The sequence below is a fragment of the Mesorhizobium sp. 113-3-3 genome, from assembly GCF_016756495.1.
Lineage (GTDB): Bacteria > Pseudomonadota > Alphaproteobacteria > Rhizobiales > Rhizobiaceae > Mesorhizobium.
Genome location: NZ_AP023243.1, coordinates 523991 through 548380, shown reverse-complemented (window position 1 = coordinate 548380; position 24390 = coordinate 523991). Strand labels below are relative to the sequence as shown.

Below are 24390 nucleotides of genomic sequence, written 5' to 3'. Positions count from 1 at the left end.
CATGGTTCAAATCACGTGCGTCGTCGATGCCAGGGCCGAACTCGGTGAAGGCACGCTCTGGGACCCCAAAGCCGGTGTGCTGTGGTGGATCGACATCTGGAAGAAGCTGATCCATCGCTACGACCCAGTGACCAAAAAGGACGAGACCTTCGAGGCACCGGAATATCTCGGCTGCCTCGGCCTGCGCGAAAAGGGCGGCCTTGTGCTGACCATGACCAACGGCTTCCATTTCTTCGATCCGGCGACGGGCACATTCGAGCCGATCGTCGACCCGGAAGCGCACATGCCGAAAACCCGCTTCAACGACGGCAAGCCGGACCGTCAGGGCCGCTTCTGGTCGGGTTCGATGTTCGAGGTGCCGGGCCAGCCGATCGAATTCATCGGCGCGCTGTATCGGCTCGATCCGGACCTTTCCGTGCACAGGATGATCGACGGCATCGGCTGTTCCAACGGCTTGGCCTGGAGCCCGGATTCAAGACCATGTATTTCTCCGACAGCCATGCCGGCGCGGTGTGGGCCTATGATTTCGACCCCGCCACCGGCGACATCGAGAACCGCCGCACCTTCATCGACATGACCGTTACCGGCGGCGTCGCCGACGGCGCCACCGTCGATGCAGAGGGCTGCTACTGGGTGACCATCCCGGTGACCGGCAAGGTCTGCCGGTATGATCCTGATGGCGAACTGATGCAGACCGTGGTTCTGCCGACCGACCTGCCGACGTGCTGCGAATTCGGCGGCAAGGACCTCGACATCCTCTATGTCACGTCAGCCGTGCTCAAGCGCCCGGCCAGCCACTTCGTCCGCCAGAAGAATCCCGGCGGATTGTTCGCGCTCGATGTCGGCGTCAAGGGCCTGACCCTGCCGGCCTTCAAGGGATAGCTGCGTTGGCCCGCTTCCGTCAGAACGGACAGGCCAAACAGCATGTATCGTTCCGAAACCGAAACGATACCGAGTATGTGGCTGCCTTTAACGTTTGACCGCGCGGGCGGCGCGGTGAACGCTTTGCAGCAGGATGGCGAGGCAGCCGACCAGCAGCAGCGCGCCGCCGAGCAGCGGCGGCAGGGCCAGCAGCTTCACCGCCGCCGCGACGGCGGCCACCAGCACCAGCGCCAGCAGCGCCAGATTGCCGTCGTCGACGAACATGCCGAGGAATTCCCTGGCGACAAGACGAACGGCGTTCATCGGGCGAGCCCTCCGGCCGATACGGGGTAGGTGCCGCGCAGCCAGCGCACCATGGCAAAGGATGCCAGCGCGACGGTGGCGAAGATGGCGAGCAGCGCGAGATCGGCGCCCGGCCAGTCGGCGCCGATGCCTTCGCCGGTCCAGAAAATGCCGAAGCTGGTCAGCATCAGCCCGACCACGAATTTGAGCGCATTCTCCGGCACGCGCGCCAGCGGCCTGTGCACCGCCAGGCCGATAAGCGTCACCAGGATAAACGCCGCCAGCGCGCCGAGGCTGGCGTAGAGCGTCTGCCCGTGCGCCGCGCCGACGGCAATGACGATGAACACCACCTCGACACCCTCGAGCAGCACCGCCTTGAACGAGGCCAGTCCGGCGAGATAGTCGGCGCGGCGGTCATTGGCCTGCTGGTTGAGGGCGGCGGTCTCCTTGGAGAAGGCCGCCTCCTCGTCATGCAGCGCGATGACGCCGACGCTGCGCAGGATAGCCTTTCGCAGCCAGCGCATGCCGAACAGAATCAGCAGCACCCCGACGACGAATTGCAGCGTGGTGATGGGCACCAGCGCCAGCAGCGGCCCGAACGCCAGCACCAGCGCCGCCAGCAACGCCAGCGCCAGGGCGGCGCCCGTCAGCGCCGGGCGCCAGCTGCGTGTCACGCCGACCGCCAGCACGATGGTGAAGGCTTCGACGACCTCGACGAAGGAGGCGAGAAATGCCGCCGTGACCGTCGAGAGGATGGGCGTCAGCGTCTGCATAAAAGCGTCCTGTCTTGTCTCGTTCGCCCCCGGGATTCTCTGAGCGGGTGTCCCGGGACGCGGAGCCCGGAATCACTTCTGTGGTCAGCACCACATAGCGCTCCGGAAGCTGCGGGAAAGCAAGTGAGCGCTGCTGGGCGGCGCTTGGGCCAATCAGGCTGCGGGCTGCGTGACGTGGCTGCAGCACGCACGCTTGAATCAGATCAGGCCTGAAATGTCGGAAAAGGCCATTGCCTTGCGCAGCAGCTCGGCGAAACGCTCGCCGGCCACTTCGCGCGGGCCGCTATTGTCGATCGTAGTGACGCCGGGGCCGGTCAGGGTCACATTGGCGCTGCGCGCGAGCCGCGCCAGCACTTCGCCGCGCGACTCGCGGCCGCGCATCGCCAGCCGCTCGGCCAGCACATCGGCCGAGGCGGTGATCTCGACAATGGCAAGATTGGCATAGCGCTCACGCAACACCGGGATAATCGCGCGAGACACATTCGCCACCGCGACATGGCCATTGGCGACCGACCAGTCGACATCGGCAGGCAGGCCGTAGCGCAGGCCATGCGCTTCCCACGAAATGGCGAAGGCGCCGTCGGCCTCGGCCTCGACAAAGGCGGCATCGGCCAGCGTGTCGTGATCCTCGCTTGCCGTATCGCTCGGCCGGGTGATGACGCGGCGGACGAACTCCAGCCGGCTCTCGTCGGCGAAGAGGGTGCGGGCGTAGCCGATCACCGTGTCCTTGCCGGCTCCGCTGGGCCCCACGACGGCGACAAAGACGCCATGACGGACAGGGAAGGTTTCAGCGGACAACTCACGCTCGATCAAGGCCGACACCATCATGCGACGCGGCGTCCCTGCCGCCAGACGGTGCGCACCACCGGAACATGGTCGTCGACGCGCACGCGTACCAGATCGGCGCGGCGGCCCTGTTCGATGACGCCGCGGTCGGTCAGGCCAATGGCCTCGGCCGGGTTCTTCGACACCATGGCGACCGCCTGCGGCAGCGAAATGCCTTCGACCATGTCGCCGAGGAAGAAGGCCGACTGGATCAGGCTGAAGGGGATATAGTCCGAAGACAAGATGTCGAGCAGGCCGTCGCTGGCCAACGTGCGCGCCGAGACATTGCCCGAATGCGAGGCGCCGCGCATGACGTTGGGCGCTCCCATCAGCACGCCCAGGCCTGCGGCCTTCGAAGCGCGCGCCGCTTCCTCGGTGGTCGGGAACTCGGCGACGCGCACGCCCTGCTCGACCGCCTCGTCGACATGGCTCGACGTGGCGTCGTCATGGCTGGCCAGCACGATGCCGCGTTCTTGGCAGGCGGCGGCGATCACCGCGCGGTTCGGCGTCGAATAGCGCGCCGATTCCGCCATCCGCTTCTCGCAGAACAGTTTGAAGTCGCGGTCGCTCAGCTTCAGCTTGCGCTGGTAGTAATAGGCATAGGTTTCGAGGTTGACGAACTGGCGCTGGCCGGGGGCATGATCCATCAGCGAGGCCAGCTTGACCCGGTCGTCCTCGTCGAAATTGGCGAAGGCCTGCAGGCAGTCCGGCGCCGAAACCTCGCAGCGCAGATGCAGGAAATGATCGGCCCGCAAACGATCCTGCGCGACGCTGTCCTCGATCGCGTCGGCCAGCTTGCGGATATCGGCTGAGGTGAGATCGGCGTCCTCGTCCATGCCGACGCGCAAGGCGTCGAGCACGGTGGTGATGCCGGCGGTCGCCACCTGCGCGTCATGTGCAAGCACGGCGGCGATCGGGTTCCAGCGCACCTTCGGCCGTGGCGCGTAATGGCCCTCGAGATGGTCGGTGTGCAGTTCGACCAGCCCGGGAATGACATAGTCGCCGCCCATGTCCTCGCCGTTGCGGCTGCTACCCGCGTCGATGCCGGCGATAAAGCCGTCACGCAGCACCAGCGAACCCTCGACGATCTCGTCGGCAAGCACGATGCGGGCGTTGGAAAGAACGGTCTCGGCGGTCATTTCGGGCAGTCCTTTGGTTCTTCGAGCAGGGTTGTTCAGGCGGTCTTCCTCGCCGGGCGGCGTCCCAGCGCGTGCTGCGAAAGCACCATGAACGGTGCGCCAGGTTCGGTTTCGACAAACAGCGTCAGCGCGTCGACCAGCACCGGCTGCCGCAACACATCCGCGAACAGGCTGTCGATTGCTGCGCGCAAACGAGGGCTTTCCTGTGGCCCGGCCCGGCCCGACAGCGTCATGTGGAAGCGGAAGGTTTCGAAGACATAGGGGTAGCCCCACTGGCAGAGATTGCGGAACGCGGCCGGTTTCAGCGAATCCGGGCTGCGCCGCTCGATCTCGGCCTCGGTCAGCGGCGCGCGGAACCGGTCGAAATCGCGCACGACATCGTCGGCGAAACGGTTGAGTGGCGGCAACGGTTCGTCCGGCACCAGCGCGAAAAAGCTGTCGATCTGGCTGACGACGAGGCGCGGGATCGTCACGACAGGCGTCGCCTCGGCAAAATGGTCAAGCCCAGCGCGCAACGAGGTCTCGGTCTCGTTGGCGGCCAGGCGGAAGGGAGCCTTCAGCGTGGCGTGGAAGCCATAGCGGCGGGCAGAGGCGGTGTGGAAGGCGACTTCCGCCGCCGACAGATCAGCCACGGCCTCGACCGGCCTTGTCGCCGCGCCGAACGGGTCGCGGCCCAGCCAGTTGGCGGCGATCCGCGCCAGCGGTTCGTCCTGCCGGGGGGTGAAGTAGATGGCATAACGCATGGGAAGTCCTCGTCAGACCGCTGCCATAGGTGATTTCCATGACGGATTGACGAAGCTTTGAAGGGTTTTCGAAGGCAAATCGACCCAATAGGTCCTTAGCCGACGATTTTTCCGCGCTGGACCAATAAGTTCAGGCGGAATCGGACTGTCAGGCCTTCATCAACCATTCGTGCTCGGGCGCGTTGTGGAATTTCCACGTCCGCTTCGGCCCGGCCATGACGTTGAGATAGTAGAGGTCGTAGCCATGGCAAGCGGCGCAGGGGTGATAACCCTTGGGCACCAGCACGACATCGCCATCCTCGATCGCCATGGCTTCATCCAGCGCGCGATGGCCGTTCGTGTCGGCATCGGTGTAGACGCGCTGGAAGGCAAAGCCCTGCGGCGGGTTGAGGCGATGATAGTACGTCTCCTCGAGATAGGATTCATCAGGCAGATTGTCCTGGTCATGCTTGTGCGGCGGATAGCTCGACGTGTGGCCGCCGGGCGTGATGACCTCGACCACCAGCAGCGAATCTGCCGGCTTGCCTTCCGGCAGGATGTTGGTGACGTAGCGCGTGTTGGTGCCCTTGCCGCGCACCTCCTGGCCAAGATCGTCCGGCCCGATCACCCGAACCGGCAGCCCGCCGCCAAGGCCAGGCGCCGAGCAGACCGCGAGTTCGAGATCGGTGTCCGCTGTCACCGACCAGTCCGATCCCTCGGGAACATAGACCGACCACGGCTTGCCTTCGAAAGGCGACATGCGCTCGCCGAGCAGGCCGAGATCCTTGCCGCCTGCCTTCGCCGTGCCCTTGCCGGTCACGAACACCAGGCAGACTTCGCGGTCTTCCGTCCTGCCCGAGGCGCTTTCGCCGGGTTGCAGCCGATGCAGGTCGAAACCGACATAAGTCCAGCCGGCGCTTTTCGGCGTCACATGGGCAACGCGTCCATGGCCCTTGTCGGCCTTCACCAGCAGCTTGGACATCCGCTTACTCCTTCGGTTCGGACTCGGCCGTCGCCTTGTTCTCTTCGGCCGGCTTGTACAGATAAAAAAACTGCCAGACGGCATAGCCGGCGAAGCCGAGCGCGATGGTGCCCCAGAATGGCGTGCCGGTGGCGAACTCGATGATCGACCAGATGACGCAGACCGCGACGACGGCGACACGCCGCCACAAGGGCCGGAAGAAGGGGTGCTCGTAATCTTTCATCGGGCCAATCTACAGCAACCTGCCTCGCCGTGAACCCGCCGCGTCAGGCATTCGGAAAACCCTGGGTTTCGACGGTGTAGCCGGCTGATGTCATCACCCGCATCAGTTCCTTGTGGCCGACCTGCGCCATCTTGAGCGGCGGGTTCTTCTTCGGATCCTGCTCGGCCTCGACCACGAACCAGCCCTCATAGCCATGGTCGGCGAAGCGCTGCACGATGGCGCCGAAATCCAGCGAGCCATCGCCCGGCACGGTGAAGGCGCCGAGCGCCACGGCGTCGAGGAAAGACTGTTTCGTGCGGTCGAGCTTGTCGATGACGCCCATGCGCACATCCTTCACATGGACATGGCTGATGCGCTTGTGGTGGTTATCGATGGCGCGCAGCACGTCGCCGCCGGCGAAGGCCAGGTGTCCGGCATCGAGCAGCAGCGGAATGCCCTCGCCGGAATGGCGCATGAAGGCATCGAGTTCCGGCTCGGTCTCGACCACCGCCGCCATGTGATGGTGATAGGACAGCGGCATGCCTTGTTCGGCGCACCATTCGCCGAATTCTGTCAGGCGCCTTGCATAGGCCTTCATCTCGTCGCCCGGCAGTTTCGGCTTGGTGGCCAGCGGCTTGGAGCGGTCGCCCTGGATCGAGCGGCCGACCTCGCCATAGACGATGCAAGGCGCGTTGACTGCCTTGAACAGCTCGATCATCGGCTGGATGCGATCCTTGTTCCTGCCCATCTCCTCGTCGACCAGCGTGCCGGAAAACCAGCCGCCGCACAGCGTCACGTCGGCCGCCTTGAGGATCGGCAGCATGACGGCGGGGTCGTTGGGGAAACGCCGGCCCATCTCCATGCCGGTGAAGCCGGCCGAACGCGACTGGCGCAGACACTCTTCCAGCGACACGTCATCGCTCAATTCCGCAAGATCGTCGTTCCACCACGCTATGGGGGACATGCCCAGTTTGGCTTTCAAGTCGTCACTCCAGATTAGAACAGTTCATTCTTTGGCCGCTGGCGCCGCCCCTCATCGGCCCGGCACCTTCTCCCCGTATAGGGACGGGGAGAAGGGAGCTAGCATCAATGGCCGACGCTCTGCATCTGCCGCTTTTCGTCATAGGCCTTGCGCGCTGCGTTGACCTGCGGCCGTGCCGACACTTCCGGCACCGCCACGTCCCACCAATGGCCGCCGGCATCGGTGGAAACCAGCGGATCGGTGTCGATGACCAGAACGGTGGTGCGGTCGTTCGTCTTGGCCTTCTGCAGTGCGGTTTCCAGCCCGGCGATCGACGGTACTTTCTCTGCTATCGCGCCCATGCTCGCCGCATGCGCCGCGAAGTCGACATCGGGCAGGATCTCGTGGCGCGAGTCCTTCAACAGATTGTTGAAGTTGGCGCCGCCGGTCGCCATCTGCAGCCGGTTGATGCAGCCATAGCCACGGTTGTCGAGCAGTACGATGGTTAGCTTCAAGCCGAGCATCACCGACGTGGCGATCTCGGAATTCAGCATCAGATAGGAGCCGTCGCCGATCATGACGACGACCTCGTCGTCCGGCTTGGCCATCTTGGTGCCGAGCCCGCCGGCAATCTCGTAACCCATGGTCGAGAAGCCGTATTCGGCATGGTAGGAGCCGGGCGCGCCGGCCTGCCAAAGCTTGTGCAATTCGCCGGGCAGGCCGCCAGCGGCATGCAGCAATGTCACGCCTGATCCCATGGCGCGTTGCACGGCGCCGATCACCTGCGCGTCCGACGGCAAGGCGGCATTGGTCGACGCCGTCACCTTGGCTGCCTCGGCTTGCCAGGCCTTCTTGCCCTTGGCCGCATTGTCGGTCCAGGCGGCAGGCGCCTTCCAGCCCTTCAGCGCGGCGCCGAGTTCGGCCAGTCCCTCGGCCGCGTCGGCGACCAGCGGCAGCGCGCGGTGCTTGCCGGCGTCGAAAGGCTGCACGTTGAGCCCGATGATGGTCTTGCCGGAGTTCTTGAACAGCGCCCACGAGCCGGTGGTGAAATCCTGCAGGCGCGTGCCGATGGCGAGCACCACATCGGCCTCTTCGGCCAGCCGGTTGGCCGCCGACGTGCCGGTGACGCCGACCGCCGCCATGTTGAGCGGATGATCGTCCGGAAGCGAGGACTTGCCGCCTTGCGTCTCGCAGACCGGAATGCCGGCGCCTTCCGCGAACCTGGCCAGCGCATCGGAGGCCTGCGAGTAGAGAACGCCGCCGCCGGCGATGACCAGCGGCTTCTTGGCGCCCTTCAGTGCCGCGACAGCAGCGGCAAGCTCGTGGCGATCCGGGCGCGGACGGCGCTGGTGCCAGACCCGCTCGGCGAAAAAGCTCTCGGGATAATCATAGGCCTCGGCCTGCACGTCCTGGCAGAGCGACAGCGTCACCGGGCCGCAATCGGCCGGATCGGTCAGCACCTGCATGGCACGGCTCAGCGCCGGGATGATCTGCTCCGGCCGCGTGATGCGGTCGAAATAGCGCGACACCGGACGGAAGCAGTCATTGACCGTCGCCGTGCCGTCGGAAAAATCCTCGGCCTGCTGCAGCACCGGGTCGGGAATGCGGTTGGCGAAGACGTCGCCGGGCAAAAACAGGACGGGCAGTCTGTTTACATGCGCAAGGGCTGCCGCCGTCACCATGTTGAGCGCGCCGGGGCCGATCGACGAGGTCGCGGCCATGAAGCGGCTGCGGAAATTGGCCTTGGCATAGGCGATCGCCGCATGCGCCATCGCCTGTTCGTTGTGGGCGCGGAAAGTCGGCAGCTCGTCGCGCACCTGGTAGAGCGCCTCGCCGATGCCGGCGACATTGCCGTGCCCGAAGATCGCCCAGACGCCACCGAAGATCGGCGTCTTCTTGCCGTCTATCTCGGTCATCTGGCGGGACAGGAAGCGGGTCAGCGCCTGCGCCATCGTCAGGCGGATTGTCTTGCTCATGGTGTTTTCCTCCGCAGTCCTTGTGCCGCGCCTTCTTATGCCGCCTTGCGGCCGCGCGCGGCAAGCCACGCCTCGGTCAACTGTTCGAAGCGCGACGCCATGTCGGCGACGGCCTCGTCGTCCGACATCCTGCCGGCCAGCCACTCCTCCGCCGCGTGCACGAAGATGGTGCGGCCGACGGCAAAGCCCTTGACGATCGGCGCCTTGGCGGTCGCGGCAAACGCCGCTTCCAGCTCGTCCTGCGGGGCTTCCAGGCCAAGCAGCACGATGCCACGGCACCAGGGATCGTGCTTCAGGATGACCGCTTCGATCCTGGCCCAGGCGCCGGCAGACGCCTGCGGCTCGAGTTTCCACCAGTCCGGCTTGATGCCGAGCGCATAAAGCTCTTCCAGCGCGCGCGGAATGGTCGTGTCGTCGAGCTTGCCGTGCTTGCCGGCGATGATCTCGACGAGCAGTTCCCGGCCGACTTTCCGCGCCGCCTCGAACAGTGCGCGCAATTTCTGCTGCTGCTCTTCCTTCAGGGCCGCCGGATCGTCGGGATGGTAGAAGCACAGGCACTTGATGCAGTGATCGACCGGCCATTCCACCAGTTGCGAGCCGATATCCTGCGAGAATTCGAAGCGCAGCGGCCGCGAGCCCGGCAGTTCCACCGGGCGGCCGAGCCAGGCGAAGGGATGCCTGGCGAATTCGAACATCGCCTCGCGGCCATGCTTCTCGTCGATCAGCATGCCATAGCCATCGCGGCCAGCGGCAACCTTTGCCGCCGCCTTGACCGCCAGCACCTTGAAATCGCGGATGCGCGCCGGATCGGCGCCGGCCTTCGCCGCCACGTCCTCGAGCTGCACACGGTGGTCGCAGGCGAGTGCCATCAGCGATGGGATGTCGCGCCGGCGGGTCGTCGCCCAATGGATGTGGTTGATCGCCTCGTCCTTGCGCAGCGCCCTGTATTTGCTGCCATTCTTGAGGAAGAACTGCAGCTCCTCGAAGGTTGGATATTCCGGCGCGCACAGCAGGCGCGACACGGCGAAGGCGCCGCAGGCGTTGGCCCAGGTCGCCGCCGTCGCATGGTCTTCGCCGCCCAGCCAGCCGCGCAGGAAGCCGGACATGAAGGCGTCCCCGGCGCCCAGCACATTGTAGATCTCGATCGGGAAACCCTTGCCGACGATGCCGTCTTCCAGATCGTCGCTGATCGGTCCGTCATAGACGATGCAGCCCATGGCGCCGCGCTTCAAGACGATGGTGGCCGCCGACAGGGCGCGGATCGTCTTCAGCGCGCTCAGGCAATCATCGGCGCCCGAGGCGATCATGATCTCTTCCTCGGTGCCGACGATGAGATCGCAATCGGGCAGTACCGTCTTCAGCTGGGCCGAGACCCGGTCCGATTTGACATAGCGCTCGAAGCCTTCGGCATGGCCGGCGAGGCCCCACAGATTGGGCCGGTAGTCGATGTCGAAGACGACCTTGCCGCCCTTGGCTTTCATGATGCGGATCGCCTTGCGCTGGGCGGCGTCGCTGTTGGGTCGGGAAAAATGCGTGCCGGTGACGACGATCGAGCGCGCCGAAGCGATGAATGCCTCGTCGATGTCTTCCGGCGCCAGGGCCATGTCGGCGCAGTCCGAGCGGTAGAAGATCATCGGCGAAACGCCTTCGCTCTCGACCGAAAGCAGCACCAGCGCTGTCAGCCGCTCCTTGTCGGTCTTCAGCCCGTCAGTGTTGACGCCTTCGCGCTTCAGCTGTTCGCGGATGAAGCGGCCCATCTGCTCGTCGCCGACGCGCGTCAGCAGCGCCGAACGCAGGCCGAGCCTCGCCGTGCCGACGGAAATGTTGGCCGGGCAGCCGCCGACCGATTTGGCGAAGGAGGTGATGTCCTCCAGCCGTGAGCCGATCTGCTGGCCATAGAGGTCGACGGAAGCGCGACCGATGGTGATGACGTCGAGCGGCGTCTGTCTGGCGTCCACGGCTTCGCTCATTGGAACCTCCCGTCAGTCTTGTTGTCAGGAACAACATTGTTTGGGTAACACGCGCGAGCGGCGGCGTGGTGCCGGGGAATATGAAATAATAATTCCAATCCATAGTCAATATGGAATGAGCATTCCCTGGTCCAAAATTGCCTCTTGATGTGGGCTTAGGCCTTGCGCTTGCGGCCCATATCACGCCGCTTCTCGCCAACGCCGACGGTCAGCGCCATGGCCAGCGCCATCGTCGCCGACAGCGAGCGGAAGCCGGCGAAATCGGCCTCGGCGACCTCGAACCAGACGCTGGCGAACTGGGCGAGCGGCGAGAACGAGCTGTCGGTGATGGCCACGATCGGCACGCCTTGTTCCGAAATGGTGCGGGCTTCCTCGATGGTGGCCGGTGCATAGGGCGAGAAGGAGATGGCGATGACGGCATCCGCCGGCGTGGCGAAGGCGATCATCTCGGCGTTCAGCCCGGCGGCCGATTCGATCAGCTGGTTGCGGATCTTCAGTTTGCCCAGCGCATAGGCGATATAGGTCGCCACCGGATAGGAGCGCCGCTTGGCCAGGACGTAGATGGTCTGCGCCTTCGCCAGCAGCGAAATCGCGTCTTCCAGATGCGCGTCGTCCAGCATGCGGGAAATGTCGTTGAGCGAGGTGCTGGCGGCGTGGACGAAGCCGTCGAAGATCGCCCGGTGGCCGGCGCCGCCCTCGGCCTTGGCGCGTAGCGCCTGCAGCCGCTCGTCATAGGACGAGTTGCGCTCGCGCAGCCGCTCGCGGAACACCTGCTGCAGGCTGGTGAAGCCGTCGAAGCCGAGCTGCTGGGCAAAGCGGATCAGGGTCGAAGGCTGCACGCCGGCCGAGGCGGCGATGCTGGCGGCGGTGCCGAAGGCGATGTCGTCGGGATTGTCGAGCGCGTAGGCCGCGATCTGGGCGATGCGCTTGGGCAGGCTTTCGCGCCGGTCAAGGATCGTGGCGCGCAGCGTCTCGAAGTCGCGAGGTACCCGTTCGTCCATCGTCGGCCCGTCCAAGCTCATCCGTGAAGCGTCCTCTCTGCCCCATCATAGCGAGCCTGCGCAAGAACACCATAAAAAATGAGGCAGACATTCCATTTCGAAAGAAAATGGACTAATTCATCCATGTAATGCGTCAGGCAGCGGAGAAAACGAAAAATGGTCGGCGTCGGTCTTATCGGCACGGGTTTCATGGGCAAATGCCATGCCATCGCGTGGAGCGCCGTCGGCGCGGTCTTTCCTGATGTCGCCAAGCCCCGGCTTGTCCATCTCGGCGAGGTCAACGAGGAACTTGCCCGGCGCAAGGCCGGCGAATTCGGCTTCGCCAAGGCCTCCGGCGACTGGCGCGCCGTCGTCAACGACCCGGATGTCGACATCGTCTCCTTGACCACGCCCAACCAGTTCCATCCCGAGATGGCCATAGCCATCCTGGAGGCCGGCAAGCATCTGTGGTGCGAAAAGCCGATGGCGCCGAGCTTCGCCGAAGCCGAGGCGATGGCGCAAGCGGCCAGGAAGTCCGGCAAGGTCGCGGCGCTGGGCTACAACTACATCCAGAGCCCGGCCATCCGTCACATCGGCGCGCTGCTCGACGAGAAGATCATCGGCGAGGTCAACCATCTGCGCATCGAGATGGATGAGGACTTCATGGCCGATCCCGAGGCGCTGTTCTTCTGGAAGCACGAGGCGGCTTCCGGCTACGGCGCGCTCGACGATTTCGCCGTGCATCCGCTGTCGCTGGTCTCGGTCCTGTTCGGCCGCGTCGCCAGCGTCATCTGCGACATGGCCAAGCCCTATGCCGACCGCAAACTGGCGACGGGCGGACGCCGCGCGGTCGAGACCTATGATATCGCCAGCGTCCTGATGCATCTGGAAAACGGCATTGCCGGCACGCTGCAGGTCAACCGCTCGGCCTGGGGCCGCAAGGGCCGCATCGCCATCCAGATATTCGGCTCGAAAGGCTCGATCCTGTTCGACCAGGAGCGCATGAACGAATTGCAGCTCTATCTCACAGCCGATCGCCCGACCGAACAGGGCTACCGCACCATCCTGATCGCGCCGCACCACAGACCGTACGACGCCTTCCTGCCGGCGCCCGGCCATGGCCTGGGCTTCAATGACCTCAAGATCATCGAGTGCCACGAATTGCTGACGCGCCTTGCCGGCCGGCCGGCGCGGCTCATCGAATTCGCCGAGGGGCTGGAGATCGAGCGCACCGTGCACGCCATGGCGCGCTCCTTCGAGGAAAAGCGCTGGGTGGATGTGCGGTAATACAAGCGCGCCTTAACCGGCGACGGCCGGGGTCTCCCAGCCGTCGACCCAGATCTGGCGCAGCCGGTCACCCTCGCCCTTGAACCACAGGCCGGTCGGCTGACAGTCTTCGATGCGGTCGCTGCGGAAATTGCGGATGGCCTGGCGCAGCTCGCACCAAGCCACCGTGTTCACCGCCTCTGCGTAATAGATCAGCGCGATCGGCCGGATGATGCGTTGCGTGGTCCGGCCCGCTTCGTCGCGATAGGAGAGGTCGAGCTTCTCCTCGTCGCGGATGGCGCGGCGCACCAGCGCCAAATCGATCGTGCCGGCCGACGGTGCGGCAAAACCCCAGGCATGCAGCGCGTTGGCTTCGAATGTCTGACGCCAAGGCTGCGGCACGGCGCCGGCGATCTTGCTGCTGACGCGCTTGGCCGCCTGCTTGAGCTCGTCGTCTCCCGTGCGCTCCAAGAGCGCCAGCGACAGCACGATCGCCTCCATCTCCTCGATCGAAAACATCAGCGGCGGCAGGTCGAAACCGGGGCGCAAGATGTAACCGATGCCGCGCCCGCCCTCGATCGGCACGCGCATCGCCTGAAGCGCCGCGATGTCGCGATAGATCGAACGTATCGTCACTTCCAGCCGCTCGGCGATCATGGCCGCCGTCACCGGCTGCCGCGCCAGCCGCAGGATCTGGATGATCTCGAACAGGCGTGACGCCTTGCGCATTTTCCTCACCCGGCTTCGACCGCAACTGACACACCATTGTCAGTTGGGTCGACCTATAGGACTGCCTATCAAATTGAAAATCAACAGGTTCCGCTACGGCTTGGTGGAACGAGGCGACGGGCAACTGACATGGGCTACGCGGAAAATCTCTGGCTTTTCTTTATCCTGCTGTTCGGCATCATCGCCGTTCCGGGCATGGACATGCTGTTCGTGCTGGCCAATGCGCTGACCGGCGGCCGCGACAGGGGCCTGGCCGCGACCGGCGGCATCATGGTCGGCGGCATGGTGCACACGCTGAACGGAGCGATCGGCGTCGGCCTGCTCATGCATTTCGTGCCGATCCTGTTCACGCCGCTGCTGATCGCCGGCGCCGCTTACATGGCCTTCATCGGCATCACGCTGATGCGCAGCTCCATCACCGTCGGCCAGGACGGGCCTGTCGGCAGCCGCTCGGCATGGAAGGCGTTTCGCCAGGGGCTGGTGACCTGCCTGATCAATCCGAAGGCCTATCTGTTCGTGCTTGCCGTCTATCCTCAGTTCCTGAGGCCGGACTACGGCCCGATCTGGATGCAGGCGACAATCATGGGCCTGATGACGGTCCTCACCCAGGCCGCGATCTATGGCGGACTCGCGATCACCGCCGGCCGCAGCCGCAATCTTCTGATCGCCAATCCGCGGGCGACCATCCTTGCCGGCCGGGCGGCCGGGCTGCTGCTTTTTGCGGTCTCGGTGTTCACCGCCTGGGAAGGGCTGAAGGCGGCGTGATCCCCGACTGAAACGGGGATCACGCCCCTGCCTTTATCTCCGACCGGATCAGGCGGCGCCCTGCCGGTTTTCCAGCATCGCCCGGCGTTCCGAGCGGCGCCACTCGACGGCGCCGGCAAGGCCGTGCAGCACGGTCTCGGTGGTCGCCCAGTCTATGCAGCCATCGGTGATGCTCTGGCCGTAGACCAGCGGCTTGCCGGGCACGACATCCTGCCGGCCAGCGACGAGATTGCTCTCGATCATCAGGCCGATGATGCGCTCGTCGCCCGCCGCCACCTGGCCCGCCACGTCGGCCGCCACCTTGGGCTGGTTCTCCGGTTTCTTGGACGAGTTGGCGTGGCTGACATCGATCATCAGCCGCGGCGCGACGCCGATGCGGGCGAGTTCGACCGAGGCCGCCTCGACGCTCGCCGCGTCGTAGTTCGGCTGAACGCCGCCGCGCAGGATGACATGGCAGTCCTCATTGCCGGTGGTCGTGGCGATGCCGCTGCGTCCGCCCTTGGTGACCGCCATGAAATGATGTGGCTGGGCGGCCGACTTCACCGCCTCGCCGGCGATCCTGAGATTGCCGTCGGTGCCGTTCTTGAAGCCGACCGGGCAGGACAGGCCCGAGGCCAGCTCGCGGTGGATCTGGCTCTCGGTCGTGCGCGCGCCGATCGCGCCCCAGGCGACGAGGTCGGCAATGTATTGCGGCGTGGTCATGTCGAGGAATTCGGTCGCCGCCGGCAGGCCGAGATTGTTGACGGCCGACAGCACGTTGCGCGCCATGCTGAGCCCCTTGTCGATGTTGAAGCTGCCGTCGAGGTCGGGATCGTTGATCAGGCCTTTCCAGCCGACCGTCGTGCGCGGCTTCTCGAAATACACCCGCATCACGATCTCGAGCCGGTCGGACAGGGTCTCGCGCAGCGCCGCCAGACGGCTGGCATAGTCAACGGCCGCGACCGGATCGTGGATCGAACAGGGGCCGACGACGACAAGCAACCGGTCGTCGGTACCGTTCAGGATGGCATGGATGGCATTGCGTGAGGCGCTCACGGTGCGCGTCGCCGTCAGCGTGCGCGGGATCTCCCGCATCACCTGGTCCGGCGTGCTCAGTTCTCGGATTTCCTTGACCCGAAGGTCGTCTGTGGTGGTCAACACGGCTTTCTGCTCCTGGTTTAGGAGACCTGCCGGCTGAAACAAAAAAGCCGCCAGGTCTGGCGGCTGTTCGGATCTTGTTGCTGCAATCTTCAGATCGAGCGCAATCCTCCCGCCGCCAGCGAGCTGCTAAAGTACCAATAGGTGGCGGACAGGTGGATCATGCGGCTCATATAGTCGAAGTGGAGGCGTTTGTCACGTCCCCTTGACGACAGGCAATTTCTGGGTAGGCCGAACCCTCGCGATTTCGTCATCCTATGGCGAAGCAAGGAGCGTAGCGACGCGGCGCAGACCATAGGATCCATTCCGTGACGCCGGCCGAAGAGCGCAGCGGAGCAGAATTCTGCGTCGCAGCGGCGCTCGGAAGTCCCGGCATGGATCCTCGGGTCTGCGCGGCTCGCTACGCTCCTTGCTCCGCCCGTGGATGACGAAGGGTGGGCGTTTCCGCTAAGCTACTTCGATGATGTCCGTACAAGGGTTTGGCACAAGTCGACCAGCGATCCGGGTCGTCATGCCCGATTACGGCATGCTGCACCGAGCGGTTCATGCCGTCCAGGGATCGAAGAGTTCTATCCCAAAGCCTTCGAAATCCCTGGTATTGCGTGTTGCCAAGGTGAGCTGCTGCGCGATCGCCGTGGCCGCGATCAGCCCGTCCATCGACGACAGGCCGCGACCGCTGCGCTTCGCAAGGCCCATCAGATCGCCCCAGGCCAAGGCAACCGGTTCGTCCACCGGCAAAACCCTCTGATCGAAGCGCTGTGGCAGGTCCCGAGCGAGCCAGTCGGCGAGTGCCTCGCGCTTCCGACCTTCGTCCATGAGCGCGACGCCGCGCCGGATTTCGGCGATCGACACGACACTGATGAATGAGCGGTCCTCGTCAAGTCCCTCCAGCCAGTCCAGAACGCGTGCGTCCGGCGCAGGCCTTGTCACCTCGGACAGGACATTGGTATCGAGCAGTAGTCTCACAGGGGCAAGTCACGCGGTTCGTCGCGCTGACGCTCCAGGTCGAGGTCGGCGCCGCGCAGCGGCGACTCCAGCAGGAACTGCGCAAGCGTACCCTTGCGCATGGTCTTTCGCTGCCATTCCTCGGCCGAGACCACAACCACGCTTGGTTTGCCGTTTTTAGTGATTGTCTGCGGCGAAGACTGTGCGCGCTCGATAACTTCCGAGAGCCGTGCCTTTGCCCCAGCAACCGTCCAATCGGTATCCACTTTAGGTGCGGCCATCATCTCGCCCCATGACCAGTCTGACTATCTTGACTATATGGGAATGGCGATGCTGCCGCAACAGGGCTATGCAGAACTGTTTCCGAGGCTGCCGATTGAGACTATTCCGGTGACGACCCCGCAACACTCTGGTCGTAGTCGACCAGCGATCCGGTCATCACGCCCGATTGCGGGCTGACCATGTAGCTGATCAGCCGCGCGAGCTGGTCCGGCTTGACCAGCTGGCCCATCGGCTGCGCGGCCTCGGCTTTTGCCAGCCAGTCGTCCGGGGCGTCGTGCCATTTCTTCTGCACGATGTCCTCGCCCTCGGTGTCCATCCATCCCGGCAGCACGGCGTTGCAGCGGATGCGGTTGAAGCGATACGCATTGGCGACGTTCTTGGTCAGCGTCATCAGCGCGCCCTTGCTGGTCGAATAGGGTGTCAGGAAAGATTGGCCGGTATGGGCCGACATCGACAGCACGTTGACGATCGAGCCGGGGGCCTTCTTCTCCAGAAGATGGGCCACCACGCCCTGCATCAGGAAAAACGGGCCGCGCACATTGGTGTCGAAGATGGTGTCGAACAGCTCTTCCGACGTCTCGACCAGTGAACCGCGTGCCGAGGTGGCGGCGGCGTTGACCAGCGCATTGATGCTGCCGAAATGCGAGAGCGCGGTGGCGACGGCGCGCTTGCAGTCGGGCACCTTCGAGACGTCGGCGCTGATGAAAATGGCGTCGACGCCGGCCTTCTTGAAGTGGGCGACCGCCTTGTCGCCCTTCTCCTGTGAGCGGCCGATGAGCGCCAGCGCCCTGCAACCCTCGTCGGCCAGCGCCTCGGCGACGGCAAAGCCGATGCCTTGCGCGCCACCGGTGACGATGGCGCGCGTTTTCGAATTGCGATCGGCGGATGTGCTCATCGCCCTGCTCCTGTCGTTGGGACCCGAATTCCGGTTCTTACTTGTCGAGACGGACGGTCTTGCCGGTCGTTGCCGACTTCAGCGCCGCATCCGCCAGCTTCAGCGCCACGAGGCCGTCTTCACCGCTCGGCGCCGCCTTTTTGCCGGATGTCGCGGCGGCGATGAACGAGGCGATCTCGATGGCATAGGCGTCGAGATAGCGGGTCATGAAGAAGTCGTGCAGCGGCGGGCGCGTATAGCCCTTCTCATTGGCCAGTTCGATCGACACCGGCCGCTGGTTCTCGGCCGCGATCATGCCTTTCGAGCCATGCACTTCGATGCGCTGGTCGTAACCATAGGTGGCGCGCCGCGAATTGGAGATAACGGCCTGCTTGCCGGAAGCCGTCTCGAGGATGACGCTGACGCTATCGAAATCGCCGGCCTCGCCAATCTTCTTGTCGACCAGAACCGAAGCGTGCGCGGAGACCGCCACCGGCTCCTCGCCGAGCAGGAAGCGCGCCATGTCGAAGTCGTGAATGGTCATGTCGCGGAAAATGCCGCCCGAGCGCTTGATATAGTCGATCGGCGGCGCGCCGGGATCGCGCGAGGTGATGGTGACCATCTCGACGGTGCCGATGGCGCCGTCGTCGATCGCCTTGCGCACGGCGGCGAAGTGGGGATCGAAACGCCTGTTGAAGCCGACCATCAGCGTTGCCTTGGCCTTCTCGACCACGGCCAGGCACTTCTCCACCCGCTTGACGTTCAGGTCGATCGGCTTTTCGCAGAAGATCGCCTTGCCGGCCTTGGCGAAACGCTCGATCAGATCGGCATGGGTATCGGTCGGCGTGCAGATGACGACGGCGTCGATATCTCCGGCCTTTTCGATGGCGTCGATGGTGCGCACTTCGGCGCCATAGGCGCCCGCCAGCTCTTTTGCCGCCTTCTCGAAGGCATCGGCCACCGCCACCAGTTTTGCATCGGGGTTGGAGCCGACGGCGCGGGCGTGGACCTTGCCGATGCGGCCGGCACCGAGGAGGGCGAAACGAACAGTCATGGATATTTCCTCTGAGGGATGGGTTCGAGAGATTTGTGTCCGCACCTTCCTGTCAGGGAAAGGTGGCTGGGATATTTTCTGGGCGCGGCAGATCGTCCCGGAATGGACGACCACCCCGCCTCAAGCGGCCAGTTCCGCCTCTCCGGTCTTGGCGCCGGTGATGTAGGAGACGATGTCCTGGCCGTCGGTGTTCTCCTTGCGCAGATTGGCGACGATGCGGCCGCGCCGGAACACCACGATGCGGTCGCACAGGTCGAACACCTGGCGCATATTGTGGCTGATCAGGATCAGCGGCTCGCCATTGTCCTTCAGCGTGCGGATGATGTTTTCGACCTGCGCCGTCTCCTGCACGCCGAGCGCAGCGGTCGGCTCGTCCATGATGATCAGCTTGGAGGCGAAGGTCGCCGTCCTGGCGATCGCCACGCACTGGCGCTGGCCGCCCGACATGTGGCGGATGGTGTTGGAGAGATTGGGGATTTTCACCGCCGTGCGCACCAGCGCCGCCTCGGTCGCCTTGCGCATGTATTTGCGGTCGAGGATCGAGAAGGGTCCCAGATTGAACAGCACCTTTTCGCGGCCGAGGAACAGGTTCGACGGCACGTCGAGATCGTCGGCCAGCGCCAGGTTCTGGAACACCGTCTCGATGCCCGCGGTGCGGGCCTCGATCGGCCCGGCAAAATTCACTTCCTTGCCGTCGAACCAGATCTGGCCGCTGGTGCGCTGTTCGACAGCGGTGATCTGGCGCACGAAGGTCGACTTGCCGGCGCCATTGTCGCCCATGATGGCGACGTGCTCACCCTTGCGCAGTTCGAAATTGGCGCCCTCCAGCGCATGCACGCCGCCATAGCGCTTGGTCAGGTTTTCGGTCTTCAGGACGATGTCTGACATGGTCAAGCCCTCAATGCCCGCAGGCGTTGACGCCACTGGTCGAGAACGACCGCGCCGACGATGATCACGCCCTTGACCATCTCCTGGTAGTAGGCGTCGAGGCGCAGGAAAGTGAAGCCGGAGATGATGACGCCGAAGATCAGCGAACCGATCACCGTGCCGATGATCGAACCGCGGCCGCCCGACAGCGAAACGCCGCCGATGACCGCCATGGCGATGGCGTCGAGTTCATACATCACCCCCATGCCGGCCTGGGCGGTGAGGTTCTTGGAGGACAGCACCACGGCGGCGAGCGAGGCGAGAATGCCGGCGATGACATAGACCAGGATCTTGTGGTTGGCGATCTTGATGCCGGACATGCGCGCGGCGTCCTCATTGGAGCCGATCGCGTAACAATGCTTACCGTAACGTGTGTAGGTCATGATGAGCTGGAACAGCACCGCCAACGACAGGAAGATGATGACGGGCATCAGGCCCTTGCCGATCGCGGCGAAACTGTCGGTCGGGAACGAGATCGGCTGGCCCTTCGACCACCATTTGGCGATGCCGCGCGCCGTCACCATCATGCCGAGCGTGGCGATGAAGGGCGGGATGCGCGTGTAGGCGATCAGGGAGCCATTGACGAGGCCGGCGAGCAGCCCGCAGCCGATCGCCACCAGCAGCGGCACGATGACGGGCAGGTCGGTCCAGCCTTGCGCCAGGAACATCGCCTTCGGGTTCGGGTTGCCGTTGACGGTCGCCACCTGGGCGAAACTCATTGCGATCATCGCGGTCGCGCCGACGATCGAACCGGAAGACAGGTCGATGCCGCCGCAAATGATCACCTGCGTCACGCCGATGGCGATGATGCCGACGATCGACACCTGCAGGATGATGATCTGCAGGCGGGCCTCGTTGAAGATCCCCGAGACGTCGCTGCGGGTGTTGAACAGGAAACTGTCGCCGAGAAAGATGCGGCCGATCGCTTCGAAGATGACGACGAGAATGACGAGCGCCAGGAAGACGTTGAATTCGGCCGGCCATGCGCGCTTCTTCGCATCGTAAGTCAGCCCTCCGACGCCATGAGATGTCTGTGCCAATCTTCTATCCTCCGTCAGCCGCGGTCGTCCCTCGATCGCCTTCAGGCGCCGAGGGAAAGGGGAGCGGCGCCGCCTTTTGCGCGACAGCGCCGCTCCCTATGTCCGTGGCTCAGTTCTTCTTCAGGAACTTGTCGATGTTTGCCGGCGTGACCAGCTGGAACGGCACGTAGACCTTGTGCTCGACCTTCTCGCCCTTGGACAGTTTCAGCGCTGCGTCCAGCGCGCCCGCGCCCTGGCCGGCCGCGTCCTGGAACACGGTTGCGTCGAGGTCGCCGGCCTGCATGGCGGCAAGCGCGTCCTGCGTGGCGTCGACGCCGCCGACGACAACCGACTTCATGTCGATATTGGCGGCCTTCATCGCCTGGATGGCGCCGATGGCGCTTTCGTCGTTGTTGGCGATGACGCCGTCGAACTTCTTGCCGGTCGACAGCCAGTTGGTCATCAGGTTCTGCGCCTCGTCGCGGTTCCAGTTCGAGGTCTGCTTGTCGATGATCTTGATGAAGCTGCAGTCCGGCGTGGCGATCACCTCTTCAATGTCCTTGGTGCGCTGCACGGCGGCCTGGTTGGAAAGCTCGCCCATGATCACATAGACATTGGCTTCCTTCTTGCCGGCTTCCTTGAACAGGCGGCAGACTTCCTTGGTCTCGAGCGTGCCGGAATCGGCCTCGTTCGAGGCGACGAAGGCCTGGTTGTCGGGTAGCGAGTTCACATTGACCGGCTCGCGGTTGACATAGACCAGCGGAATCTTGGCGGCGGCCGCGGCGTCCGACATGGCCTGCGTGGCCGAGGTGTCGACCGGGTTGACGATGATGGCGTCGACGCCCGAGGCGGCGAAGTTCTTGATCTGGTCGAGTTGCTTGGCGACGTCGTTCTGTGCGTCTTCGACCTGCAGCTCGACGCCGCTCATGCCCTTGGCCTGCTCGATCATGCCGTTGCGCAGCACGGTAAGGAAGTTGTCGTCGAACTTGGCCATCGACACGCCGATCTTGGCGGCGAAAGCCGATGAACTCATCAGCGCCGCGAAGGCGACGCCCAAAAGCAGTTTCTTCATTGTATCGCTCCTCCACTTTTGGTGTCCGGTTGCACCGATTTATCCGGAATCCCCGATCTCCCCGGGGAATCTCTCCCTGATATCGCTTCGCTCCGTGTGGCATTCCCTTTTTGGGTTGGAATGCCGAACCCTCTGTTTGAAACAGATGTTCCGGAACGAAAGAACCAAAATGTACAGTTGGTGAAATATTTATTCCATTTCAGCGGAACGTCAAGGGCGATTCCGCGGCCTGCCGCCGGATTTTCGGACCGCTCTGATGGATTCTATCATTCCCGGCGGCTGCTCTCGTCCGGGAGCGTCAGATATTCTCCGGCAGGTAGATGTCGAAGGGCAGGAAGGTCTGGCCAGGCGCGTTGGCCGCGCCGGCTTCGATGGCATGCACCATCCGATCGACCAGTTCGCGGCAGAGCGCGGCCAGCGGCGTCGAGATCACCATGGTGAGGATGTTGTCGGCGAGTGCCGCGCGCGACTCGGCGTTGATCTCGTTGCAGACGACCACGGGCATATTTACGGGCTTTGCCGCCCGCAGCGCCGAGACCGCGCCTTCCATGCCGCCGCCCGCGACGTAGCAGCCGGCAAGGTCCGGATAGCGCGCCAGAAGATCGATCATCGCGTCATGGGTCACCTGGTTTGCCTCCAGATTGACCAGCGTTTCCAGCACGCTGAAGTCGGGTGCGTGCTCGCGAAAGAAGGAGCGGAAGCCGATCTCGCGCAGCTCGTGGCCATGGAAGCGGTGGCTGCCGACGAAGAGGGCGACCTTGCCGGACTGCCGCGCCGCCGTCGCGATCATCCAGGCCGCGGTACGGCCGACCTTGCGGTTGTCGAGACCGACATAGCCTTCGCGGATACCGGCGGCGAAGTCGGACAACAGCGAGAAGACCGGTTGCCCCTTCGCCTTCAGCGCCTCGACCGTCGCCGTCAGGGTCGGATGGTCCGGGCCGACGACGGCGATGGCCCGCGATTTCGCCGCCAGCCTGCGCATCTGGGCGGCGATCTCGTCGGGTACAAGCGAACTGGCGAAATCGATGGTTGCGGCGCCACGAAACCGCTGCGATTGCGAGACCGCCAGTTCGAGCTCCGCCGCGAAATCGCCGTAGAAGACATCGTTGCCTCGCAAAAGCAGGAAGCCGAGCCGGTACTCCGGCAGTTCATGGCGCATCCGCTGCTTGATCAGGCCGGCCGCGTGATAGCCGATCTCGGTCGCGGTCTCATAGACGCGCCGCGCGGTGTCCTCACGCACCGGCAGGCGATTGTTGAGCACGCGGTCCACCGTCGCAACGCTGACGCCGGAGATGCGCGCCAGATCGGATATGGTCGGCCGTTTCACCATGATCGCCCTCGTTCGATTGCTGAACACAGGATACATCATTCTGATAGGAAATGATAGAAACTATCTTTATGATGTTGAGTCTATCATGAGCAAGCGGTACTTTCAGGCTGGGGTAACCGGCAGTCGCCTGGGCGAGTGCCTTGCCGAGGAGGCAATCATGACCGCTGCGCCGTCCCGGCGTGACTACAGCCTGATCGGCCGCGACGCCAAACTTGCCGTGGAAAACGGCCTGTCGGCGGCCGAGTGGTATCACACCGACATTCCCCGCAAGCAGATGAAGGAGCTGATGCAGCGCTCCGACGGGCCGGCGATCCGCGACACCGCGATCTGGCTCGCCGCCTTGATTGTCAGCGGCGCCGGCGGCGCCTGGTTCTGGGGCAGCTGGTGGTGCGTGCCGTTCTTCTTCGTCTACGGCGTCCTCTACGGTTCGTCGACGGATTCACGCTGGCACGAATGCGGCCACGGCACGGCGTTCCGGACGCAATGGATGAATGATGCGGTCTATCAGATCGCCTGCTTCATGATCATGCGCAATCCGGTGACCTGGCGCTGGAGCCACACGCGCCATCACACCGACACCATCATCGTCGGCCGCGACCCGGAAATCTCGGTCATGCGGCCGCCGGACCTGGTGCGCGCGCTGCTTGGCTTTGTCGGCATACTCGATGCCTGGCACGCGATGTCGGACATGCTGCGCAACGCCGCTGGCAACATCAGCGCGGCTGAAAAGACCTTCATTCCCGAGCAGGAGCAGGGCAAGGCGATCCGCATCGCCCGCATCTGGACCGCGATCTATGCCGTAACCGTCGCACTGGCGCTGTATTCCGGCTCGTTCCTGCCCTTGATGCTGGTCGGCCTGCCCAGGCTCTACGGCGCCTGGCATCACGTCATGGTCGGCCTGCTGCAGCATGGCGGCTTGGCCGACAATGTCATCGACCATCGGCTGAACAGCCGCACCGTCTACATGAACCCGGTCAGCCGCTTCATCTACTGGAACATGAATTACCACGTCGAGCATCACATGTTCCCGATGGTGCCCTACCATGCGCTGCCCAGGCTGCATGCGCTGATCAAGCATGATCTGCCGGCGCCGACGCCGTCGATCCTGGCCGGCTATCGCGAGATGATCCCGGTCTTCCTGCGCCAGCTGCGAAACGAGGACTATTTCCTCAAGCGCGAACTGCCGCCGACCGCCCGGCCGTACCGCGAAGAGTTCCACAACGATGCCGTCGCAGCCGCGGCGGAATGATCGCGGCGAAAACCGCTACGCACTTTTCCTGAAATTGCTTTGGGGAA

Annotated in this window: 24 protein-coding genes and 1 pseudogene; 4 read left to right on the top strand and 21 right to left on the bottom strand. The window is 64.3% G+C overall.

Going from position 1 to position 24390, the window contains the following annotated elements; translation table 11 throughout:
• Position 1 precedes the first annotated feature (1 nt).
• Positions 2 to 882 (top strand): annotated as a pseudogene (locus JG746_RS02500) (SMP-30/gluconolactonase/LRE family protein).
• Positions 883 to 969: 87 nt separating this feature from the next.
• On the opposite strand, the gene JG746_RS02495 reads toward JG746_RS02500, so the two are convergent.
• From JG746_RS02495 to JG746_RS02445, 11 genes are all read right to left on the bottom strand, one after another.
• Entirely contained in the window at positions 970 to 1185 is a 216-nt protein-coding gene (locus JG746_RS02495) for a hypothetical protein (RefSeq protein WP_202356743.1), read from the bottom strand.
• Positions 1182 to 1937 carry a COG4280 domain-containing protein gene (locus JG746_RS02490; RefSeq protein ID WP_202356742.1) on the bottom strand — a complete coding sequence of 252 codons (756 nt, stop codon included), beginning with the start codon at positions 1935 to 1937 and terminating at the stop codon, positions 1182 to 1184. The genes JG746_RS02495 and JG746_RS02490 overlap by 4 nt, the downstream gene beginning before the upstream one ends.
• Before the next feature lie 198 nt (positions 1938 to 2135).
• On the bottom strand, positions 2136 to 2765 hold the full coding sequence (gene phnN, locus JG746_RS02485) for a phosphonate metabolism protein/1,5-bisphosphokinase (PRPP-forming) PhnN (protein ID WP_202356741.1): 630 nt from the start codon (positions 2763 to 2765) through the stop codon (positions 2136 to 2138).
• Positions 2762 to 3901, bottom strand: coding sequence for an alpha-D-ribose 1-methylphosphonate 5-triphosphate diphosphatase (locus tag JG746_RS02480; RefSeq protein WP_202356740.1), 1140 nt, complete (start codon positions 3899 to 3901; stop codon positions 2762 to 2764). Before JG746_RS02480 ends, phnN begins: the two co-directional genes overlap by 4 nt.
• Before the next feature lie 35 nt (positions 3902 to 3936).
• Entirely contained in the window at positions 3937 to 4644 is a 708-nt protein-coding gene (locus JG746_RS02475) for a DUF1045 domain-containing protein (RefSeq protein ID WP_202356739.1), read from the bottom strand.
• A 148-nt stretch (positions 4645 to 4792) separates the two neighbouring features.
• Entirely contained in the window at positions 4793 to 5605 is an 813-nt protein-coding gene (iolB, locus tag JG746_RS02470) for a 5-deoxy-glucuronate isomerase (protein WP_202356738.1), read from the bottom strand.
• Positions 5606 to 5609: 4 nt separating this feature from the next.
• Positions 5610 to 5828, bottom strand: coding sequence for a DUF3329 domain-containing protein (locus JG746_RS02465; RefSeq protein WP_202356737.1), 219 nt, complete (start codon positions 5826 to 5828; stop codon positions 5610 to 5612).
• 43 nt (positions 5829 to 5871) lie between these two features.
• A complete protein-coding gene (gene iolE, locus JG746_RS02460; RefSeq protein ID WP_202356736.1) occupies positions 5872 to 6789 on the bottom strand; it encodes a myo-inosose-2 dehydratase in 918 nt (305 codons plus the stop codon).
• Positions 6790 to 6893: 104 nt separating this feature from the next.
• A complete protein-coding gene (gene iolD / locus JG746_RS02455) occupies positions 6894 to 8744 on the bottom strand; it encodes a 3D-(3,5/4)-trihydroxycyclohexane-1,2-dione acylhydrolase (decyclizing) (RefSeq protein WP_202356735.1) in 1851 nt (616 codons plus the stop codon).
• A 35-nt stretch (positions 8745 to 8779) separates the two neighbouring features.
• The gene (locus JG746_RS02450) at positions 8780 to 10714 is read right to left on the bottom strand and encodes a bifunctional 5-dehydro-2-deoxygluconokinase/5-dehydro-2-deoxyphosphogluconate aldolase (RefSeq protein ID WP_202356734.1); all 1935 of its coding nucleotides are present in this window, start codon (positions 10712 to 10714) and stop codon (positions 8780 to 8782) included.
• Between the two features lie 155 nt (positions 10715 to 10869).
• Positions 10870 to 11715: a MurR/RpiR family transcriptional regulator gene (locus JG746_RS02445; RefSeq protein ID WP_202359235.1), complete on the bottom strand. Its 846-nt coding sequence runs from the start codon at positions 11713 to 11715 to the stop codon at positions 10870 to 10872.
• A gap of 156 nt (positions 11716 to 11871) precedes the next feature.
• Between JG746_RS02445 and JG746_RS02440 the strand changes: the two genes are divergently transcribed.
• Positions 11872 to 12981: a Gfo/Idh/MocA family protein gene (locus JG746_RS02440; RefSeq protein ID WP_202356733.1), complete on the top strand. Its 1110-nt coding sequence runs from the start codon at positions 11872 to 11874 to the stop codon at positions 12979 to 12981.
• Between the two features lie 12 nt (positions 12982 to 12993).
• Here the strand turns inward: JG746_RS02440 and JG746_RS02435 are convergent, their stop codons facing one another.
• The gene (locus JG746_RS02435; protein WP_202356732.1) at positions 12994 to 13689 is read right to left on the bottom strand and encodes a helix-turn-helix transcriptional regulator; all 696 of its coding nucleotides are present in this window, start codon (positions 13687 to 13689) and stop codon (positions 12994 to 12996) included.
• Positions 13690 to 13818: 129 nt separating this feature from the next.
• Here JG746_RS02435 and JG746_RS02430 point away from each other — a divergent pair, with 129 nt between their 5' ends.
• Entirely contained in the window at positions 13819 to 14454 is a 636-nt protein-coding gene (locus JG746_RS02430) for a LysE family translocator (protein WP_202356731.1), read from the top strand.
• A 48-nt stretch (positions 14455 to 14502) separates the two neighbouring features.
• Here JG746_RS02430 and JG746_RS02425 read toward each other — a convergent pair whose 3' ends face one another.
• The 9 genes from JG746_RS02425 to JG746_RS02385 all read right to left on the bottom strand — a co-directional run bounded on the left by JG746_RS02425 (position 14503) and on the right by JG746_RS02385 (position 23094).
• Positions 14503 to 15594 carry a 3-deoxy-7-phosphoheptulonate synthase gene (locus tag JG746_RS02425; protein WP_202356730.1) on the bottom strand — a complete coding sequence of 364 codons (1092 nt, stop codon included), beginning with the start codon at positions 15592 to 15594 and terminating at the stop codon, positions 14503 to 14505.
• A gap of 540 nt (positions 15595 to 16134) precedes the next feature.
• Positions 16135 to 16557 (bottom strand): type II toxin-antitoxin system VapC family toxin, encoded by a 423-nt coding sequence (locus tag JG746_RS02420; RefSeq protein ID WP_202356729.1) that lies wholly within the window; start codon positions 16555 to 16557, stop codon positions 16135 to 16137.
• The gene (locus JG746_RS02415) at positions 16554 to 16820 is read right to left on the bottom strand and encodes a type II toxin-antitoxin system Phd/YefM family antitoxin (protein ID WP_202356728.1); all 267 of its coding nucleotides are present in this window, start codon (positions 16818 to 16820) and stop codon (positions 16554 to 16556) included. The genes JG746_RS02420 and JG746_RS02415 overlap by 4 nt, the downstream gene beginning before the upstream one ends.
• 98 nt (positions 16821 to 16918) lie before the next feature.
• Positions 16919 to 17713 (bottom strand): SDR family oxidoreductase, encoded by a 795-nt coding sequence (locus JG746_RS02410; RefSeq protein ID WP_202356727.1) that lies wholly within the window; start codon positions 17711 to 17713, stop codon positions 16919 to 16921.
• A gap of 37 nt (positions 17714 to 17750) precedes the next feature.
• A complete protein-coding gene (iolG, locus tag JG746_RS02405; RefSeq protein WP_202356726.1) occupies positions 17751 to 18746 on the bottom strand; it encodes an inositol 2-dehydrogenase in 996 nt (331 codons plus the stop codon).
• Positions 18747 to 18866: 120 nt separating this feature from the next.
• The gene (locus JG746_RS02400; RefSeq protein ID WP_010912863.1) at positions 18867 to 19634 is read right to left on the bottom strand and encodes an ATP-binding cassette domain-containing protein; all 768 of its coding nucleotides are present in this window, start codon (positions 19632 to 19634) and stop codon (positions 18867 to 18869) included.
• A gap of 2 nt (positions 19635 to 19636) precedes the next feature.
• Entirely contained in the window at positions 19637 to 20713 is a 1077-nt protein-coding gene (locus JG746_RS02395) for an ABC transporter permease (RefSeq protein ID WP_202356725.1), read from the bottom strand.
• Positions 20714 to 20822: 109 nt separating this feature from the next.
• A complete protein-coding gene (locus tag JG746_RS02390; protein ID WP_202356724.1) occupies positions 20823 to 21764 on the bottom strand; it encodes a sugar ABC transporter substrate-binding protein in 942 nt (313 codons plus the stop codon).
• 298 nt (positions 21765 to 22062) lie between these two features.
• On the bottom strand, positions 22063 to 23094 hold the full coding sequence (locus tag JG746_RS02385) for a LacI family DNA-binding transcriptional regulator (RefSeq protein WP_202356723.1): 1032 nt from the start codon (positions 23092 to 23094) through the stop codon (positions 22063 to 22065).
• Positions 23095 to 23251: 157 nt separating this feature from the next.
• On the opposite strand from JG746_RS02385, the gene JG746_RS02380 reads away from it, so the two are divergent.
• Positions 23252 to 24343, top strand: coding sequence for a fatty acid desaturase family protein (locus JG746_RS02380; protein WP_202356722.1), 1092 nt, complete (start codon positions 23252 to 23254; stop codon positions 24341 to 24343).
• Positions 24344 to 24390: the final 47 nt, after the last annotated feature.